This is a genomic window from Agrobacterium tumefaciens (assembly GCF_005221385.1).
Classification (GTDB): domain Bacteria; phylum Pseudomonadota; class Alphaproteobacteria; order Rhizobiales; family Rhizobiaceae; genus Agrobacterium; species Agrobacterium tomkonis.
This window is the reverse complement of the sequence record NZ_CP039904.1, coordinates 773,590-792,305: the sequence shown is the minus strand read 5'-3', so window position 1 is coordinate 792,305 and position 18,716 is coordinate 773,590. Positions and strand designations below refer to the sequence as shown.

Annotated in this window: 17 protein-coding genes and 1 other RNA gene; 9 read left to right on the top strand and 9 right to left on the bottom strand. The window is 59.4% G+C overall.

Going from position 1 to position 18,716, the window contains the following annotated elements; genetic code table 11:
- Positions 1-9 precede the first annotated feature (9 nt).
- The 4 genes from CFBP6623_RS26890 to CFBP6623_RS18840 all read right to left on the bottom strand — a co-directional run bounded on the left by CFBP6623_RS26890 (position 10) and on the right by CFBP6623_RS18840 (position 4,582).
- A complete protein-coding gene (locus tag CFBP6623_RS26890) occupies positions 10-213 on the bottom strand; it encodes a hypothetical protein (RefSeq protein WP_162248987.1) in 204 nt (67 codons plus the stop codon).
- A 16-nt stretch (positions 214-229) separates the two neighbouring features.
- The gene (locus CFBP6623_RS18850; protein ID WP_046799917.1) at positions 230-1,255 is read right to left on the bottom strand and encodes a class I fructose-bisphosphate aldolase; all 1,026 of its coding nucleotides are present in this window, start codon (positions 1,253-1,255) and stop codon (positions 230-232) included.
- A 191-nt stretch (positions 1,256-1,446) separates the two neighbouring features.
- The gene (locus tag CFBP6623_RS18845; RefSeq protein ID WP_046799916.1) at positions 1,447-2,649 is read right to left on the bottom strand and encodes a phosphoglycerate kinase; all 1,203 of its coding nucleotides are present in this window, start codon (positions 2,647-2,649) and stop codon (positions 1,447-1,449) included.
- 67 nt (positions 2,650-2,716) lie between these two features.
- On the bottom strand, positions 2,717-4,582 hold the full coding sequence (locus CFBP6623_RS18840; protein WP_046800032.1) for a potassium/proton antiporter: 1,866 nt from the start codon (positions 4,580-4,582) through the stop codon (positions 2,717-2,719).
- Between the two features lie 421 nt (positions 4,583-5,003).
- Between CFBP6623_RS18840 and CFBP6623_RS18835 the strand changes: the two genes are divergently transcribed.
- Positions 5,004-5,264 (top strand): hypothetical protein, encoded by a 261-nt coding sequence (locus CFBP6623_RS18835; protein ID WP_046799915.1) that lies wholly within the window; start codon positions 5,004-5,006, stop codon positions 5,262-5,264.
- 186 nt (positions 5,265-5,450) lie between these two features.
- Here the strand turns inward: CFBP6623_RS18835 and gap are convergent, their stop codons facing one another.
- Positions 5,451-6,461 carry a type I glyceraldehyde-3-phosphate dehydrogenase gene (gene gap, locus CFBP6623_RS18830; RefSeq protein ID WP_046799914.1) on the bottom strand — a complete coding sequence of 337 codons (1,011 nt, stop codon included), beginning with the start codon at positions 6,459-6,461 and terminating at the stop codon, positions 5,451-5,453.
- Positions 6,462-6,523: 62 nt separating this feature from the next.
- Entirely contained in the window at positions 6,524-8,506 is a 1,983-nt protein-coding gene (gene tkt / locus CFBP6623_RS18825; RefSeq protein ID WP_046799913.1) for a transketolase, read from the bottom strand.
- A 325-nt stretch (positions 8,507-8,831) separates the two neighbouring features.
- Between tkt and CFBP6623_RS18820 the strand changes: the two genes are divergently transcribed.
- The 7 genes from CFBP6623_RS18820 to CFBP6623_RS18785 all read left to right on the top strand — a co-directional run bounded on the left by CFBP6623_RS18820 (position 8,832) and on the right by CFBP6623_RS18785 (position 13,698).
- On the top strand, positions 8,832-9,104 hold the full coding sequence (locus CFBP6623_RS18820) for a DUF4164 domain-containing protein (protein ID WP_046799912.1): 273 nt from the start codon (positions 8,832-8,834) through the stop codon (positions 9,102-9,104).
- Positions 9,105-9,114: 10 nt separating this feature from the next.
- Positions 9,115-9,492, top strand: a complete 378-nt coding sequence (locus CFBP6623_RS18815; RefSeq protein ID WP_046799911.1) for a cell division protein ZapA — start codon at positions 9,115-9,117, stop codon at positions 9,490-9,492.
- 79 nt (positions 9,493-9,571) lie between these two features.
- Positions 9,572-9,730, top strand: a non-coding RNA gene (ssrS, locus tag CFBP6623_RS18810) — 6S RNA.
- A gap of 231 nt (positions 9,731-9,961) precedes the next feature.
- Entirely contained in the window at positions 9,962-11,224 is a 1,263-nt protein-coding gene (locus tag CFBP6623_RS18800; RefSeq protein ID WP_046799910.1) for a hemolysin family protein, read from the top strand.
- The gene (locus CFBP6623_RS18795; protein WP_046799909.1) at positions 11,224-11,841 is read left to right on the top strand and encodes a 5-formyltetrahydrofolate cyclo-ligase; all 618 of its coding nucleotides are present in this window, start codon (positions 11,224-11,226) and stop codon (positions 11,839-11,841) included. The genes CFBP6623_RS18800 and CFBP6623_RS18795 overlap by 1 nt, the downstream gene beginning before the upstream one ends.
- Before the next feature lie 70 nt (positions 11,842-11,911).
- Positions 11,912-12,736: a TIGR00282 family metallophosphoesterase gene (locus tag CFBP6623_RS18790; RefSeq protein WP_046799908.1), complete on the top strand. Its 825-nt coding sequence runs from the start codon at positions 11,912-11,914 to the stop codon at positions 12,734-12,736.
- A gap of 119 nt (positions 12,737-12,855) precedes the next feature.
- Positions 12,856-13,698: an MBL fold metallo-hydrolase gene (locus tag CFBP6623_RS18785; protein WP_046799907.1), complete on the top strand. Its 843-nt coding sequence runs from the start codon at positions 12,856-12,858 to the stop codon at positions 13,696-13,698.
- A gap of 64 nt (positions 13,699-13,762) precedes the next feature.
- On the opposite strand, the gene CFBP6623_RS18780 is transcribed toward CFBP6623_RS18785, so the two are convergent.
- Positions 13,763-14,266 (bottom strand): pyridoxamine 5'-phosphate oxidase family protein, encoded by a 504-nt coding sequence (locus CFBP6623_RS18780; protein ID WP_046799906.1) that lies wholly within the window; start codon positions 14,264-14,266, stop codon positions 13,763-13,765.
- Between the two features lie 199 nt (positions 14,267-14,465).
- Here CFBP6623_RS18780 and CFBP6623_RS18775 point away from each other — a divergent pair, with 199 nt between their 5' ends.
- The gene (locus CFBP6623_RS18775; RefSeq protein WP_052819453.1) at positions 14,466-15,212 is read left to right on the top strand and encodes a YebC/PmpR family DNA-binding transcriptional regulator; all 747 of its coding nucleotides are present in this window, start codon (positions 14,466-14,468) and stop codon (positions 15,210-15,212) included.
- A gap of 55 nt (positions 15,213-15,267) precedes the next feature.
- Here CFBP6623_RS18775 and CFBP6623_RS18770 read toward each other — a convergent pair whose 3' ends face one another.
- Both CFBP6623_RS18770 and CFBP6623_RS18765 read right to left on the bottom strand, forming a co-directional pair.
- Positions 15,268-16,269: an LLM class flavin-dependent oxidoreductase gene (locus CFBP6623_RS18770; RefSeq protein ID WP_046799904.1), complete on the bottom strand. Its 1,002-nt coding sequence runs from the start codon at positions 16,267-16,269 to the stop codon at positions 15,268-15,270.
- A gap of 128 nt (positions 16,270-16,397) precedes the next feature.
- Positions 16,398-18,707: a methyl-accepting chemotaxis protein gene (locus CFBP6623_RS18765; protein WP_080842845.1), complete on the bottom strand. Its 2,310-nt coding sequence runs from the start codon at positions 18,705-18,707 to the stop codon at positions 16,398-16,400.
- Between the last annotated feature and the right edge of the window lie 9 nt (positions 18,708-18,716).

Genomic DNA, 18,716 nt, shown 5'->3' with positions numbered 1-18,716 from the left:
AGAAAAGGCTCAATAAATGACAAAGGCGATCGGCCTTTTTTTACTGCTTGCCATGGTGGTCCAGATCATCCGGCCGCTCGGCCTGCCGGGCCTTAAGAAAAGAGGCGACTGCTGGAAGATAGCGGTTGCAGCTTTTGTCATCTGGTCGGCGACGCTGCTTCTGCGCCCGTAAAGAAAAAAGCCGCCCATGGGGCGGCTTTGATTTTTCGGCATGCCTTTCGGCCTGGCCTTATGCGGCCTTTTCGAGTTCCAGCTTCCAGTTGCCCTTGGCGGCAAGGCTGTTCATGGCGGCGCGGTGCGTGAAGGCACGCTGGCCGGCAGCAACATTCTCCTGCTTGCCGCCCCATGTCTTGAGCGCTGTATCCTGGAGGGCGCGGCCATACGAATAGGTCAGCGACCAGGGCAGGTCGTAGCCGGCATTCATGGCGGAGAGATGCGCCGTCGCCTCTTCGGAGGACTGGCCGCCGGAAAGGAAGGCGATGCCCGGAACTGCGGAAGGCACGGTGGCCTTCAGAACCTTGACGGTCTTTTCCGCCACTTCCTCGACGGAAGCCTTGCGAGCCTTCTTGCCGTCGATGATCATGTTCGGCTTGAGGATCATGCCTTCAAGGTTGACGCGGGCGTCGAACAGGTCCGCGAAGACGGTCTGGAGAACCCATTGCGTGACTTCCGCACAGCGATCGATGTCGTGCGTGCCGGGTTCGCCGTCCATCAGCACTTCAGGCTCCACGATCGGCACGATATCCGCCTGCTGGCAGAGAGCGGCGTAACGGGCGAGCGACTGGGAGTTAGCCTTGATCGAACCCCAGCTCGGACGCTGCTCACCGATGGTGATGACGCCGCGCCACTTGGCGAAACGGGCGCCAGCCTCGTGGTATTTGCGCAGGCGCTCGTAAAGACCGTCGAGGCCTTCGGTGATGAATTCATGTGGGTGGTAAGCCATCGGCTTTGCACCGATATCCACCTTGATGCCCGGCAGGCTGCCGGCCGCCTTGATGATATCCACGAAAGGCGTGCCGTCGGCAGCCTTCTGGAACAGGGTCTCTTCATAAAGGATGACGCCAGAGATGTATTTCTTCATGGCGTCGTCGGAGCGGAACAGCATCTCGCGATAGTCGCGGCGGGCGGTCTCGGTGGACTCCAGATTGATGCTGTCGAAACGCTTTTTGATCGTTCCTGTGGATTCGTCGGCGGCGAGCAGGCCCTTGCCGTCGGCGACCATTTTGATTGCGATGTCTTCGAGACGTTCGGTCATTTGCTATTCTCCCAAGGCACAATAAATTCCCGATAACAGAAGTTCCAGGGCAGGGAAATGGCACGCTAACTCATTGAAACGATTGAAATGATTTCAATCGTTTGAAACTTTTCCTCCCATGTGCACTTACCAAAAAACAAGGCCGGGCAAGCAGGGCTTGTCCGGCCTCGTGTCAGGCAAGTGAAATGAGTTTACTTGGCGGCGGTCAGGATGGCAACGCCCGGCAATTCCTTGCCTTCCATCCATTCGAGGAAGGCGCCGCCCGCCGTCGAAATATAGGTGAAATCGTCGGAAACACCGGCATGGTTGAGCGCCGCGACCGTATCACCGCCACCGGCGACGGAAACGAGTTTGCCCGATTTCGTGCATTCGGCGGCGTGTTTTGCAGCTGCCACGGTCGCCGCATCGAAAGGCTCGATTTCAAAGGCGCCGAGCGGGCCGTTCCAGACCAATGTTTCGGCGCGGGAAATCCAGGCCTTGATGCTTTCAACCGATTTTGGGCCGACATCGAGAACCATGGCGTCAGCGGGAATGGCGTTGATATCGACCGTTTCATTGGCCGCACCGGCCTTGAACTCGCGGGCCACCACGCCGTCTTCCGGCAGGACGATGGCGCAACCGGATGTCGCCGCCTCGATCATGATCTGTTTTGCGGTTTCGGCCAGATCGTGTTCGCACAGCGATTTGCCGACATTGGTGCCGCGTGCGGCAAGGAAGGTGTTGGCCATGCCGCCGCCGATGACGAGGGCATCGACCTTCTTGACGAGGTTCATCAGGAGATCGATCTTGCTCGAAACCTTCGCACCGCCGACGATGGCAACCACAGGACGGACCGGCTGGCCGAGACCCTTCTCCAGCGCCTCAAGCTCGGCCTGCATGGTGCGGCCGGCATAAGCGGGCAGATGGCGTGCAAGACCTTCGGTGGACGCGTGGGCGCGGTGGGCGGCGGAGAAGGCGTCGTTCACATAGATGTCGCCATTGGCCGCCAGAGCCTCGACGAAGGCCGGATCGTTCTTTTCTTCGCCCTTGTGGAAACGGGTGTTTTCCAGAAGCAGGATATCGCCATCGTTCATCTTCGCGACCGCATCCGCTGCCGGCGTGCCGATGCAATCGGCTGCGAAGGAAACGGCGTGATCGAGCACTTCCTCGACGGTGGGGACGATCTGCGAAAGCGACATGTCGGCCACCGGTTCGCCCTTCGGCCGGCCGAAATGGGCAAGCAGAATGACTTTCGCGCCCTTGCCGGACAGTTCCAGAATGGTCGGTGCAACCCGCTCGATACGGGTCGCGTCCGTTACTTTGCCATCCGCAACCGGCACGTTGAGATCAACGCGGACGAGAACGCGCTTTCCGGCAATGTCGTTAAGGTCGTCGATGGTCTTGAAAGCGGGCATAGGTCGATCCTGATTTGTTGCGAGTTCGGCACGGACCATACTATGCCTGATTGCCGACGCAAGCCGGTCAGGCCTCATTTTCTCTCACTGCGTTCGAAGGCGCGGCAGTGTCCTCGATGGCATTGCCGGAGCGCAATTGACGCCGCTGCGCCAGATGGTCGCGCACCCGGCGGATGATCTCGCCGAAGCTGATGAAGATCGGCAGGCTGGTGGCCGGCTCGACCGGTTCCAGTGAGATGCCGATGCCGGTGATGGCCTCATGTTCGTCCAGCGTTCGAACGATGAGGACAATGGAACCGAGGCGCACGCGGTCGGCATAATCGGCTTTTCCGGCAAGACGCGCCTCGATCAATTCGGCGATGCTCATGGCTTGTTCGGTCTGAGAGATCAGGCCGGGACCATAGGCCGCATCCAGCTCTTTGGCCGGTCGGGCGGGTGAGATCGCGAAGGTGCCAAAGAAATCGGCGTCGTCATCGGCAACCGGCAGGGCGCTGGCGAACAGCCGGTCGATCAGGCGGGAATAGCCGGGCGCGATGAAAAGATAGACGAGATCGTTTTCGCGCAGCCGGCCGGCATATTGGTAGCGGATCGACTTGCCGTCGCGCACCACGAGCGAGGGCATCGCCCAGCGTGGAATGCGCTCGCCCTGCATGATGGCGCTGCCCTTGGCGACACGGTAGGAAATCAGCTCGTGATTGGCGGTGCCGGGAAGGTCCACTTCCAGCTTGTCGACGTCGCCCATGCGCGGGGGCACGATCAGGCCGAGCCTTGTCGCCACCGGCTTGATGGTCCAGCCCTGCACCAGCAGCGATACCAAAACGATGATGAAGGCAGCGTTGAAATAGATCTGCGCATCGTTGAGCCCACCGAGAATGGGCATGATGGCAAGCAGGATGGAAACCGCGCCGCGCAGGCCGACCCATGCCACGAAGGATGTTTCCTGCTGGGTATAGCTGAAGGGCATGAGGCTGAGCCACACCGCGAGCGGGCGGGCGACGAAGATCAGGAAAAGCGCCAGCAGCACGGCCGGGATGGCGATTGCCGGAAATTGCGACGGGGTGGCCAGAAGGCCGAGCATCAGGAACATGATGATCTGGGCAAGCCAGGTCAGCCCCTCATGGAAACGTCTGATGGTCTCCTTGGCGAAAATCCTGCGGTTGCCGGCAACGATGCCCGCCACATAGACCGCCAGAAAACCACTGCCGCCAATTGTCCCTGTGAAAGAGAAGACAAGCAGCGCCAGCGCCAGGACGAAGATCGGCGCAAGCCCGCGGTCGGCGGCGAAGCGATTGACCACGGTGGCGATCATGACGCCGCCGAGCAGGCCGAAAATCACGCCAAGCCCCATCTGCTCAATGAAAAGCAGCAAAAAGCCGCTGTCGATGCCGGCCAGCCCCTGGCCCTTGGCGATGATTTCGACCAAGGCGATGGTGAGGAAGATCGCCATCGGATCATTGGTGCCGGATTCGACTTCAAGCGTCGAGCGCACCTGATCGCGGATATGGATGCCGCCGATGCGCAGCAGGAAGAACACGGCCGCCGCATCCGTGGAGGCGACGATCGCGCCGAGCAACAGTCCCTCCAGCCAGGAGAGCCCGAGGAGCAGGGCGGCCGCGCCGGCGAAAAAGACGGAAGTGAGGATGACACCGACTGTGGCAAGTGCGACGGCGGGGGGTGCCGAAAGTCGGAAGGATTGTATCGACGTGCCGAAACCGGAGTCGAAAAGAATGACGGCAAGCACAAGCGAGCCGAGCATATAAGCGAGCGGATTGTTGGTAAATTCGATGCCGAGGCCATCTACGCCCGCGGCAAGGCCGATCATCAGAAAGAGCAGCAGCAGCGGTGCGCCGAACCGGAAGGCGATGAGGCTGGAAAAGGCTGCGACGAGAACCAGAACAGTTGCCACGAGCAACAGGAGATAAAATGATTCCACGTCCACCGCCTCATTCAAACCGCGTTGGCCGATGCAATGAATGCTCTGCGCGTCTGCAGCCAATGCGCCACGGGTTGCGGTCTGTCAGCGCTTCAGTCGGTTGGCGTTGAAAGGCGACGCAAGGCGGGGTGTATCGAATGATACGGCAGGGCCGAAGTGCATTGCGCACGACCGTTGTCCCTGTGCTTCTTGTCGGTCTCAAAATGGACCAGACAAAGGCAGGAAATGGGAATTTTTTCGGCGAGTGATCGAAGGTTCGCGCTTGAAGCAACGCCTGTCCCGCGCATGGAGCTTTTGCTTGGGAGGGATAGGCAGATTGTTGAAATAGATTCGGCAGCCGTGTTTTCACGTAACATAGCGATAATCCAGCTGCGCTAGTTGTCATCTCCGAATTGCTTTTCATCATTACCGGAGCGATCGGATGAAACGAATATCCATCTTTATATTACTGGCGGCAGGCTCGATTGTTTCGGGTTGCTCCAGCACTGAGCAGACAGCTGAAAACATGGCCGCGCAACGCGAGCGTTGTCGTGTCTTTGGCTACCCTGAAGGTTCACGGGATTTTGCCGACTGCATGATGAAGCTTTCCATGCAGCAAAGTGATTTGCGGCAACAGACTTTCGATACGATCTGGAGCAGTGCCGGTTCACACGACCCGATCATCATCAACAACAGAAAGTGAGGGTTGCCTGCCGGAAGGCTGGCGACGGGCTGGTTCCTCTCGCCTCCGGTGATTGTTTCGATCCGAAGCGTCCCCGCCTTGCTTCAGGATCGGCGCCGGCGGGATCCCTCAGTCCCGCCGGCTTTTTTCGACAAACAAAAACCGGCAGGATTGCTCCTGCCGGTTTTTTGATGGAGCGATTTATGCTCAGATGGTCTTCGCGAAGGCGACGGCCGTGTCCGACATGCGGTTGGAGAAGCCCCACTCATTGTCGTACCAGGACAGAACGCGCACGAACCTGCCTTCCATGACCTTGGTCTGATCGATCGCGAAGATCGACGAATGGCTGTCATGGTTGAAGTCGCGGGAAACCAGCGGTTCTTCGGTATAGCCGAGAATGCCCTTCAGCTTGCCGTTGGAAGCGGACTTGATCGCTTCGTTGATTTCCTCAACGCTCGTGTCGCGCTTGGCGATGAACTTGAAGTCGACGACCGAAACGTTCGGGGTCGGAACGCGGATAGACGTGCCGTCCAGCTTGCCCTTGAGGTGCGGCAGAACGAGGCCAACAGCCTTGGCGGCGCCCGTCGAGGTCGGGATCATGGACAGGGCTGCGGCGCGGGCGCGGTACAGATCCTTGTGCATGGTGTCCAGCGTCGGCTGGTCGCCCGTGTAGGAGTGGATCGTGGTCATGAAGCCATGATCGATGCCAACGACGTCATCGAGAACCTTCACAACAGGCACGAGGCAGTTGGTGGTGCAGGAGGCGTTGGAAATGACCAGATGGTCCTTCGTCAGCTGGTCGTCATTGACGCCGAAAACCACGGTGAGATCAGCGCCGTCAGCCGGAGCGGAAACGATGACGCGCTTTGCGCCAGCCGTCAGGTGAGCGGCGGCCTTGTCGCGGGCGGTGAAGATGCCCGTGCATTCGAGCGCGATGTCGACACCCAGTTCCTTGTGCGGCAGCGTTGCCGGATCGCGAACGGCCGTTACCTTGATCGGCTTGCCGCCACCGACGATGATGGTGTCGCCTTCGACCTTTACGTCGGCCGGGAACTTGCCGTGGATCGAATCGTAGCGCAGCAGGTGAGCGTTGGTTTCAACCGGGCCGAGGTCGTTGATGGCAACGACTTCGATATCGGTGCGGCCGGATTCGACGATGGCGCGCAGAACATTGCGGCCGATGCGGCCGAAGCCGTTAATGGCAACTTTTACAGTCATTTACAGTCTCCCGATCAAGATATGGGCTTGGTCTTTGCGTGAATGGTGAGGGCTTGGGGCCCTCACGCGAGTTTTGCCTCGACTGCGGCGACAACGGCTTCCGCCGTGATGCCGAAGTGCTTGAAGAGATCCTTCGCCGGCGCGGACGCACCGAAGGAATGCATGCCAACGAAAGCGCCGTCGGAACCGATGAAATAATCCCAGCCCTGGCGGATGGCGGCTTCCACCGCGATTTTCACCGGCGCCTTGCCGATAATGGCATTGCGATAGGTTTCCGGCTGTTCCTTGAAGAGTTCAAAGCAGGGAACGGAGACGACGCGGGCCGAAATGCCGTTGTCCTTCAGCGTTGCAGCGGCTTTCAGCGCCACTTCGACTTCCGAACCGGAGGCGAAGATAGAAACCTTCGCGTCGCTTGCCGATACGAGCTCGTAAGCGCCGTAAGCGGAAAGGTTCTTTTCTTCGTATTCCTTGCGCGAAGGCGCCAGGTTCTGACGGGTAAGCGCCAGTGCGGACGGGCGATGCTTCTGCTCGAGAGCCAGCTGCCAGCATTCCGCCGTCTCGGTTTCATCCGCCGGGCGGAAGACGAGAAGGTTCGGAATGGCGCGAAGGGCAGCGATCTGTTCCACCGGCTGATGGGTCGGACCGTCTTCGCCGACGCCGATGGAATCATGCGTCAGAACGTGGACGACGCGGATGCCCATGAGGGCCGCAAGACGGATCGACGGACGGCAATAATCCGAGAAGATCAGGAAGCCGCCGGCATAGGGAATGAGGCCGCCATGCAGCGCGATGCCGTTCATGGCCGCTGCCATGCCGTGCTCGCGGATGCCGTAATGCAGGTAACGGCCTGAGAAGTCGCTCGGCGTGATGGACTTCATCTGGCTGGTCTTGGTGTTGTTGGACGGCGTCAGGTCAGCCGAACCACCGACCGTTTCCGGCAGGATGCCGTTGATGACTTCGAGCGCGTCCTCGGAGGCCTTGCGGGTGGCAACCGTCGGATTGTTTTCGATGATCTTCTTCTTGAAGGCATCGATGGAGCTGTCGAAATTGCCGGGCAGGTCGCCGGCGAAACGACGCTTGAATTCGGCCTTCTTGCCGGCTTCAGCGGCTTCGAGGCGGGCTTCCCAATCCTGGCGGGTCTTGGTGGAGCGCAGGCCGGCGAGACGCCATGCATCGAGCACGTCTTCCGGAATGACGAAAGCTTCGGCTTCCCAGTTGAGGCTCTTGCGCGCAGCGGCGATTTCTTCGGCGCCGAGCGGGTTGCCGTGCACCTTGTGGGTGCCCTGCTTGTTGGGCGCGCCGAAACCGATCACGGTCTTGCAGGCGATGAAGGTCGGGCGGTCGGATTTCTGCGCGGCTTCGATGGCGGCGGCAATCGCGTCCGGGTCATGGCCATCGACGCGGATGGTGTTCCAGTGAACGGCCTGGAAGCGGGCAATCTGGTCGGTGCTGTCGGAAAGGCCAACTTCACCGTCGATGGTGATGTTGTTGTCATCCCAGAACAGAACGAGCTTGTTGAGCTTCAGGTGGCCGGCAAGCGCGATGGCTTCGTGGCTGATGCCTTCCATGAGGCAGCCGTCGCCGCAAAGCACATAGGTGAAGTGGCTCTGCAGGTCGGAACCGAACTCCTCTTCCAGCTTGCGCTCAGCGATTGCCATGCCGACGGCGTTGGCGATGCCCTGTCCGAGCGGGCCGGTGGTGGTTTCGATGCCGGTCGCATGGCCATATTCGGGGTGGCCGGCGGTCTTGGAACCAAACTGACGGAAGCGCTTGATCTCGTCGATCGTCATGTCCTCGTAGCCCGTCAAATAGAGCAGCGAGTAAAGAAGCATCGAACCATGGCCCGCCGACAGCACGAAGCGGTCACGATCCGCCCAAAGCGGCGCCTTGGGATCGAATTTCAGGTAACGGGTGAAGAGAACGGTGGCGACATCAGCTGCGCCCATCGGCAGACCGGGATGGCCTGAATTGGCCTTCTCCACTGCATCCATGGCAAGAAAGCGGATCGCATTTGCCATCCGGTTGTGTTTGTCGCGAGAAATCATGGCTTTTCCGTCTGTTTCCGGGTGAAAGGAGATAGTTTTACGCAACTATCCAAAAAGCGGGTTGATCCATAGCAGGTGAGGCCGGCAAGTCAATAAATCCACGGGCGTTTGCGGTTCGCTCCGGGAGAAAAAATCGTTTAGAAAACCGGGTGTCCTGACAAAATTCGTGCGATATGGGCCGGTGTCTCTTCGTTCATCCACAGAGCAAAACGCCTCAATGCACTGGTTTGATTGACGGGATGATAAATCGGGTAATAACCTCGTGATTGTTGAAAAGGCCTGAAACCGGACGATTCGCCCGGTGGCGTGCGAGTTGGAAAAAACGATGTCGGCTGAGAAGACCGTACAATCTGCGCTGACGGAGCTGAATGCTGCCATCACAAATCTCGAAAATGCCATCGATATGCGTATCGAGCGGCAAAGGGAGACGGGCGAGATCGATAATGAGGTCAAACGGGTCCATGTCGACCGCGCCAGGTTGGCGCAGGAACTGGATCAGGCCGAGTTTCGCGCCAACCGTCTTGAAGAAGTCAACCGCGAGGTTTCCCGCCGTCTGGTGACGGCGATGGAGACGATCCGCGCGGTGCTGGATCGATAGGAGCGGTTTCATGGCGCAAGTCACTGTTATGATCGACGGCAAGGCCTATCGCATGGCGTGCGAGGCAGGGCAGGAAGATCACCTGACCGATCTTGCCACGCGTTTTGACCGTTATGTCGGGCACCTCAAGAGCCAGTTCGGTGAAATCGGTGATCTCAGGCTCACCGTCATGGCCGGCATCATGGTGATGGACGAGCTTTCCGAAATCAACCGCAAGCTCGAGAAGCTGGAAGGCGAAGTCACTTCCCTTTCCCGCAACCGCGATGGCATGGCCGAGCACAAGGCGAAATCGGACGAGATGGTGGCGCTTGCCATCGGCGATCTGGCTGACCGCCTGAACGGAATAACCGACAAACTGCTGGCCCGGCCGAAGCCCGCGGCGCATTGATTGGCTGAAGAGTTCTGAGGCGGCAAAATTTCGCACCGCGCCCTCTGGCGGTTTTCCCCGATCCGTCCTATATCTTGGATGCGTTCTGCGCTTCCCGACAGGAACCACAATCCCTGGGGCCATACTCGATCCAAAGGGAGCTGTCCCTGGCCAGTCCCGTGGGGCTGGACACACGGTGCCCACCTACTTTTGTAGGCACCCAGGATCGTAAATCTCCATCGGTCGCCGTGGATCGCGCTTGAAGTTTCGGGTCAACCCCGGTTCTTCACCTGATTATTTTATCGTCGACAGTTATTTTTAACTACTGCCGGGAACGGCTTTTTTATAGCGCCGTCATTGCAATGGCGGAACAATTCCCTATTATCCGGATTGGTATGTCTGTCATGCCCTTTTTATAGAAAGGGCGCTGCGGCCAAAACCGCGACGTGCCGTTCAACAGCCCAAAGAGCTAAACTTGTTTACTGAAATTATGATCGTGGTCCTGCTCACCGTATTGAACGGTGTGCTTGCCATGTCCGAGCTTGCCGTTGTCTCCTCCAGACCGGCGAGGCTCAAGGTGCTTGCCGCGCAAGGCAGCAGAGGCGCCACCATGGCGCTCGGCCTTTCCGAAAATCCCGGACGCTTTCTTTCCACAGTGCAGATCGGCATCACGCTGGTCGGCGTTCTGTCCGGTGCATTTTCCGGCGCCACACTCGGCGCCCGGTTCACCGCATGGCTTCTGGAGCAGGGCGTTCCGGATCGTGCCGCCGATGCAATCGGTGTCGGCTCGGTGGTTGTCGCCATCACCTATCTGTCGCTGATCGTCGGCGAGCTGGTGCCCAAGCAGATCGCTCTGCGCGATCCCGAAAAGGTTGCCGCGCGCGTTGCGCCCACCATGGTGATGCTGTCGCGGGTCGGCGCGCCGCTGGTATGGCTGCTCGACAAGTCGGGCAAGGCCGTTCTTGCCCTTCTCGGCCATAGCGGCGAGTCCAACGCCTCGGTGACCGACGACGAAATTCGCACCGTTCTGGCCGAAGCGCACAGCGCTGGCGTGATCGAGACCGAGGAATCGGCGATGATCACCAGTGTCATGCGTCTTGCCGACCGCAATGCGCGTGGCCTGATGACGCCGCGCCGTGACGTGGAAGTGGTGGATATCGAAGACAGCGCGGAAGAAATCCGCGAGCAGCTTCGCGGCACGCAGCGGTCGCGCCTGCCTGTGCGCAACGGCGCTTCCGATGAAATTCTCGGCGTGCTTTTCGCCAAGGACGCCTTTGATGCGCTTGCCTCCGGCAAGGAGCTGGATGTGCGCGAGCTTCTGCGCGAAGTTCCTGTCGTCTCGGATCTGACCAGCGCCGTGGACGTCATCCAGTCGTTGCGCCGTTCAACGGTGCATATGGTGCTGGTCTATGACGAATACGGCCATTTCGAAGGTATCGTCAGCTCCGGCGACGTTCTGGAGGCCATCACCGGCGCGTTCCAGGAAGATAATGACGAGGAGCCGGCAATGGTCGAGCGCGAGGACGGTTCATTCCTCGTCGCCGGCTGGATGCCGGCCGATGAGTTCGCTTACCGCATGGGATTCCAGATCGACGAGGATGCCGAGTTCGAGACCGTTGCCGGTCTGGTGCTGGATGAGTTCCGTCGTTTGCCGGAACTGGGCGAGCACATCACCCGCAACGGCTGGCGTTTCGAAGTCATCGACCTTGACGGCCATCGTATCGACAAGGTGCTCGTGAGCCGGGCCGCCTGATGTCTGGCGACATTGCCGAAAAACCGAGACTGCGCGGCGAAAGGCTTGCCGCGCGTGATGCGCTGACGCAGGCCGAGCGGCAGGAAAAGAGCCAGGCGCTGACCGCCCATGGTGCATCCGCCATCCCCTTTGCGCCGGGCGCGATCATTTCCGGTTTCATGCCGATCCGTTCCGAGGCCGATATCCGGCCGCTGATGGAGGCGCTGCGGACAAAGGGCGGGCGTCTTGTGCTTCCCGTTGTGCTGGACCGCGAAACCATCGTTTTTCGCGCCTTCGACGCGGACACCACATTGGTGAAGACCGGCTTCGGCACGACCGGGCCGGGGGCGGATGCGGATGTTCTCGATCCGGATATTCTGCTCGTGCCGCTGTCTGTCTTTGACGCGCATGGTCAGCGTATAGGTTATGGCGCGGGCCACTATGACCGCGCCATTGCGCGATTGCATGGCAAGGGTCGGAGCCCGGTTCTCATCGGTGTCGCCTTTGATTGTCAGGAAGTACCGTTGGTGCCGGCGGAGCCGCATGACGTGCCGCTTGATGCAATTCTGACGGAGAGCGGCCTGCGCTGGTTTTCCGCACGGCGGTCAATGCCCGATCAAGGGCAAAAGGCGCTTTAGCACTTTTTAAAACACGGATTACCCGCTAGAGGGACGCAATCCAAAGAACATACGCAAAACGGGGCGGTGAATGAGACTTCTTTTTCTCGGAGACATGGTGGGCAAGACCGGACGCACGGCGGTCTGGGACAGGTTGCCGGGACTGATTTCCGATCTGAAGCTCGATTTCGTCATCGTCAACGGTGAAAATGCCGCCGGCGGTTTCGGCATCACCGAGGATATCTACCTCGAGACCATCAATGCCGGCGCCGATGTGGTGACGACGGGCAACCATGTCTGGGACCAGAAGGAGGCGGTTTCCTTCTGCGAGCGCCACGACCAGTTCCTGCGTCCCGCCAATTATCCTGAGGGTACGCCGGGCAAGGGCTCGGGCATTTTTTATGCCCGCAACGGCGCGCGCATCCTCGTCGCCAACATTATGGGCCGCGTCTTCATGCATCCGGAACTGGACGATCCCTTCAAGTCGGCCGAGACTATTCTTGCCGCCTGCCCGCTGAAAGAGCAGGCCGACGCCATCATTTTCGATTTTCATGCCGAGGCAACCAGCGAAAAACAGTGTTTCGGCCATTTCGTAGACGGCCGTGCGAGCTTCGTTGTCGGCACCCATACGCATGTTCCAACGGCGGATGCGCAAATCCTCAATGGCGGCACCGCCTATATGTCGGATGCCGGCATGTGCGGTGATTATGACAGCTCGCTCGGTATGGAGAAGGAAGAGCCGATCAACCGTTTCATCTCCAAGATGCCGAAGGGGCGCTTCGAGGCGGCAAGCGGGCCTGCAACGATCTGCGGCGTCGGTGTCGAAATTTCCGACCGCACCGGACTGGCTGAAAAGATTGCGCCACTGCGCATCGGACCGCGGCTCTCCGAAACCCTTCCGTCTTTCTGGGCCTGACCTTCCTTCAGCGTGAATGCTCACAATGACGAGATTGTGAGCATTCCCACAGCTCTTGCAACTGGACGCCTTGCAAAACCTGTCTCATCCTCTGCCCTTCGCAAGTTCAGGGGAGTGGCATGATGCTGCGTGTGCTAATGCTTGCAATAACGGGACTGCTCACCTGTGCGGGAGCGGCCTTCGCCCAGACGGAAAGTCGCCCGCCCGTCAGCCAGTGCCAGGCGATTGCCCGCAATATTCCCGGTGTGATGTTCGCCAGTTTCAATCCACCCGGCGTTCAGCTTGCCCAGGCCGCTTCCCGGGAAGAAGTGAAGATCAGCTTTATCGGCCATTCCACCTATCTGATCGAAAGCCCCGGCGGGGTGACGATTGCCACCGACTATAATGGCGTCTATCGCCCGCCCGTCACCCCGACGGTGGTGACGATGAACAGGGCGCATTCGACCCATTTCACCCTCAATCCGGATCCAGCCATTCAACACGTGCTGCATGGCTGGAGCGATACGCCGGGCGAAAAGGCCGAGCACAAGGTTCTGGTGGGCGATGTCTATATCCGCAATGTCGCGACCGATATCCGCAACCGCTGGGGCGACTATGAATCCTTCCAGGAAAACGGCAATTCAATCTTCATTTTCGAAGTTGCAGGACTATGCATAGGCCATCTCGGCCACCTGCATCACGAATTGACGGATACGCATTATGCCGAAATAGGCCGCCTGGATGTGCTGATGGTTCCGGTGGATGGCGGCCTGACCATGGGGGCCGACAGCATGAGCCGAGTGGTGAAACGCCTGCGCTCCGCGCTGATCCTGCCGATGCACCGCACCGGGCCGCCGCTCGAGCAGTTTCTGACAATGTTTGGTGAAAGTTTCCAGATTGCCTATGCCGCCGATCCGGTGATCCGCGTTTCAATGAGAAACCTTCCCCGCCAACCGCAGATACTGGTGCCGAAAGGCATGTAGCAGGCGGTGGGCGAGGAAGGCCGGGGGAGCCCGGAAAATCAGGAGCTAGAACCAGGCAAAGGTGTCAGGCGAAGGTGAGGTGCTGGCGGACGCCGACGTCAGGTGTCTTGTCATCCGACATGTTGGCCTTGGCGATTTCCCAGCCGAATTTCAGCGTGCTGTCGGTTGACGCCCAGATGTCGGCATCATCGACGTGAAGCGCAAGCATCGTCAGCTGCGGATCGGTCTTACCATGTTCGAACCAGGCGGCAGTGACGGAATTCCAGTATTCGTCGATCTTCGCCCGGTCGTCACGCGCTTCCAGAATGCCGGAAAGGCAGGCGTGGTAATCATGGTCCTTGCCGACGAGGCAGAAGTGCGCACGCGAACCTGACTTCAGCGATTTTACGAGATCGGTGTCTTTTTTGGAGAAAAACCAGATGGTGTTGGTCTTCGGGTCAGCATGAGGCGCCATGGGCTGCATGTGGTTGTGCAGTCCTTCCAGACCGAGCATGCCGGCATGGACGGAATTGATCTCGTCCCAAAGCTGGCGGGCCGGGGCTTCTCTTGCTTCAGTCAGGCTGATCATGTGTTTTCTCCTTCCGGTCTGTTTTGCTGCGACGGCGAGAAATCCATGCCCTCATGTGCCGCGTTCATGATCAAAACGAGAAGCGGATAAATCAGTTCCTTCTATTGTTGACGGAAGAGAAAGCGCTTGCGGGGTTGAACGGCGGGCGTATCGCACTTATAAGGCCCGCAATCTCCAAATTAAGACAATCAGGTTTTCCATGGCTGGTCATTCACAGTTCAAGAACATCATGCACCGCAAGGGCAAGCAGGACTCCGTACGGTCCAAAATGTTTTCCAAGCTTGCGCGTGAAATCACCGTTGCGGCAAAGGCGGGCATGCCCGACCCGAACATGAACGCGCGCCTGCGTCTGGCAATCCAGAACGCCAAGGCCCAGTCCATGCCGAAGGACAATATCGAGCGCGCGATCAAGAAAGCTTCCGGTGCAGACAGCGAAAACTACGACGAAGTCCGTTACGAGGGTTACGGCCCGGGTGGCGTTGCCGTCGTCGTCGAGGCCCTGACCGACAACCGCAACCGCACCGCCTCCAACGTGCGCTCCATCTTCACCAAGGCCGGTGGCGCGCTGGGTGAAACGGGCTCCGTTTCCTTCTCCTTCGACCGCGTTGGCGAAATCACCTATAAGGTCGAAGTCGGCGATGCCGACAAGGTCATGGAAGCGGCCATCGAAGCGGGCGCCGACGATGTCGAATCCTCCGAAGACGGCCACACCATCATCTGCGGTTTCGAAGCGATGAACGAGGTTTCCAAGGCGCTGGAAGGCGTGCTTGGCGAAGCCGAAAGCGTCAAGGCCATCTGGAAGCCGCAGAACACGGTGCCGGTGGATGAAGAAAAGGCGCAGTCGCTGATGAAGCTCATCGACAATCTCGAAGACGATGACGACGTGCAGAGCGTCTATTCCAACTTCGAGGTTTCCGAAGAAATTCTCGCCAAGCTCTCCGCCTGACGCTTCAGATTTAATAAAAAGCCCCGGTAGCTCTCTCGCTCCGGGGCTTTTTTATTCAGGCCGCCTTCCTGATGGAACTCCGCACATCGGCGAAAATTTCCACGGAACGCAGCCGTTTTTCGATGTCATGGATCGGCATCGATACGATCAGTTCGTCTGCCTGCGTTTCGGCAAGGAAACCACCGAGATGACGCTCGATCGTTTCGGGCGAGCCGACGGCGGCGAAACGCAATGTATGCTCCACCGAGAAACGCTCCATCTCGTTCCAGTAACCGTCCATGCTGTGCACCGGCTTCGGGAACGGGGTGCGGACATTGCGGCGCAGATTGACGAATTGCTGCTGGGACGAGGTGAAGAGATGTTGCGCCTCCTCATCCGTATCCGCGCCGACACCCATCACACCCACCATCACATAGGGCTTGTCCAGCACTTCGGAGGGCTGGAAGCGCTCGCGATAGATATGGATCGCCTCCATCAGCATGTCAGGGGCAAAATGTGACGCGAAGGAATAGGGCAGGCCAAGTGCCGCGGCGAGATGCGCGCTGTATGTGCTGGAGCCGAGCAGCCAGAGCGGCACGTTGGAATTCATGCCCGGCACGGCGAGGATCGCCTGGTCTTGCTGTGGCGGGCCGAGGTAACGCTGCAGTTCGATGATATCCTGCGGGAAGTTTTCCGCACCGGCATCGAGGTTGCGGCGCAGTGCCCGTGCCGTGCGCATATCGGTTCCGGGCGCGCGGCCAAGACCGAGATCGACGCGGCCGGGCAGGAGCGCCGCTAGCGTGCCGAACTGCTCGGCGATGACGAGAGGGGAATGGTTGGGCAGCATAATGCCGCCGGAGCCGACACGGATATGTTTCGTGGCCGCCCCCACATGGGCGATGACGAGCGATGTCGCAGCACTGGCAATGCCCGGCATGCCGTGGTGTTCCGCCAGCCAGATGCGGTTATAGCCGTGGTCTTCGGCCTTGATTGCCATGCGGCGGGAATTTTCAAGCGCCGTGCTGACGCTCTCGCCTTCGCCGATGGGCGAAAGGTCGAGAATGGAAAAGGGGATCATCCGACGCTCCTGCGTAAATTCAAATCTTTGCTGCGGATGTAAGGCGCGTGTCCCGATTTACCATAGAAGTCGCATAGAATTGATGGATGGTTCAAAAAAATTGGGGCCTCCGAAGAGGCCCCCTTAACTCAGCCGGCCCGCCGGAGTTGACGGGTTTTGCCCTGTCCTGCTGCTTGCCCGTCAGTGGCCAGCACGAATTGTCCGAGCCTGCCGTCCATCTCTCCCGCTTCGGAGGCGAGGTTATGAATGGCGGCTGTCGTTTCCTCCACCATGGCGGCATTTTGCTGCGTCATGGTGTCGAGGCTGGTGACGGTGCCATTGATTTCCGCAAGCGTTTGCGCTTCCTCGCGGGTCGATTCCATGATCTCCTCGATGCGGGAGCTGATGGTCTGTACATGCTTGCCGATGCCGGTGAGCGAAGCGCCTGCCTTTTCGACTAAGACAACACCTGCGGAAACCTCGTCGGTGGAGCGTTTCAGCAGGCTGGAGATTTCCTTGGCAGCGGCGGCCGAACGCTGCGCCAGTTCACGCACTTCCTGTGCCACAACCGCAAACCCCCTGCCGGCGTCGCCCGCGCGGGCGGCTTCCACACCCGCATTCAATGCGAGAAGGTTCGTCTGGAAAGCGATTTCATCGATGACGCCAATGATCTGGTTGATCTGGCGCGATGAGGTCTGGATCGCCTCCATGGCGGCGATGGTCTGCTCCATCACGCGGCTGGATGCCGTCGCCTCCGTGCTCGCGTCATGGGCGATCCGCGTCGCCTGTTCGGCACGTTCGATCTGGTCGCGGACGGCCACGGTGATGGCCTTGATGGCGCTTGCCGTCTCGGTAATGGAGGCCGCCTGCCGCTCGGTGCGCTCTGCCAGCTGGTCGGCACCCACCCGCATTTCTTCGGAACCGCCACGAACGGCTGTGGAATTGCCGCCGATGGCCTGCATGGTTTCGCTCAGCCGGGCAAGCGCCGTATTGAAGTTGTGGCGCAGGCTTTCGAGATCGTCGGGGAATGCGGTGTCGATACGATAGGCAAGATTGCCGTTCGCCAGCCGGTCCAGACCTTCGTCCAGAGACTGCACGACCATTTGCAGGGTTCCGGCCTCGGCCTCCCGTTGCGCAAGATGTGCGCGGCGGGCTGTTTCGGCTTCCTCCCGGGTGCGTGATGCGGTCTCTTCCATCTCCCGCTGCAGAATAAGTTTTTCACGGAAACTGCCGAGCGCACGCGCCATGCGGCCGATCTCGTCCTTCCGGTCCTGATTGCCGATCTCCGCATCAAGACGCCCTGCCGCCACTTCGCCGGTCAGCCCGGCGAGCTTTTCCAGCGGGGCGAACAGGCGCCGTGCGAAAAAGGCCGTCGCCGCACACATGGCGGCCAGAACGCAAAGGCCGATTACGGCAAGTGTGCCGGCAATCGAGATGGAACCCGCGTTTAGCTCGCTGCGCAACATGCTTTCGACGGCGAGATATTTTTCACCTGCAAAGGAGAAGGGGCGGGCATAGGCATTGGCCTCGCCATCCGGGCGGTCGATCTTGGCAATCGTCATGCCGGCGGCGTTCAGCGCCTGTCCATGGAAACCGTAGATTGCCGGGTCGAGGCCGATGAGCTTTTCGCCCTGCTCGCCCAGAACCTTGCCATCCGCCGAAATGATTGCCGATTGTTCGGAACTGCCGGCCGCGATGCCCTTTGCGAGTATCTGGCTGAACACGTCCTCCTTGACGCGGAAGAGGACGATGCCCTTGAAGGCACCGAATTTGACGACCGGAACGCCGAAATAAATACCGGCCTCTTTTGTTGCCGTGTCTATGCGCAGGCCGGAGAAACTGGTTTGCGCCATGTCGTTGACGGCTTTTTCGGCATTCGCGCCACCGCGTGCAAATGCTGCGCCGAGACCGCTTTCCGCCCAGACGCCGCCGGTCACGGTTTCCGCAAAGGCCGTTCCCTTCAGGTAAGAGTAATAAACCGTGCCGGCCGGATCGATGAAAAGGACGTCGCTGAACGGCGTTCCCTGCAAATATCCGCCGATATCCGTCTGGGTCTTTTCATGGGTCGAATAATAAAAGCCGCTTGGGCTTTCCGGCTTGATCAGCTTTTCCTTTTCACCGAAGGGATTTTCCTTGACGAAGACACGCTGCAGTTCCGCCTTCGCGTCACCGGAATTCTTTTGTACGGTTGCCCAGCCGCTGCGCATGGAAACAACAGCCATTTGCAGTGCTTCGATCTTGGCGATGGAGTCCGCCTGCGTCTTCAGCTGTTCAAGGCGTTCTTGAAGCATGTCGCCACGGAAGACGAGAATGCTCTCCATAGATTTCGACGCCTGTTCTTCGAGAACGCCACTGCTGCTTTGATAACCGAGAAGGGTCAGAGCCCCGGTGGAGATTGCCATCAGCGCCAGGAAAATCACCAGCACTTTGGTGGATATGGAATGAAAACGATTCAGCATGGCCGAAGC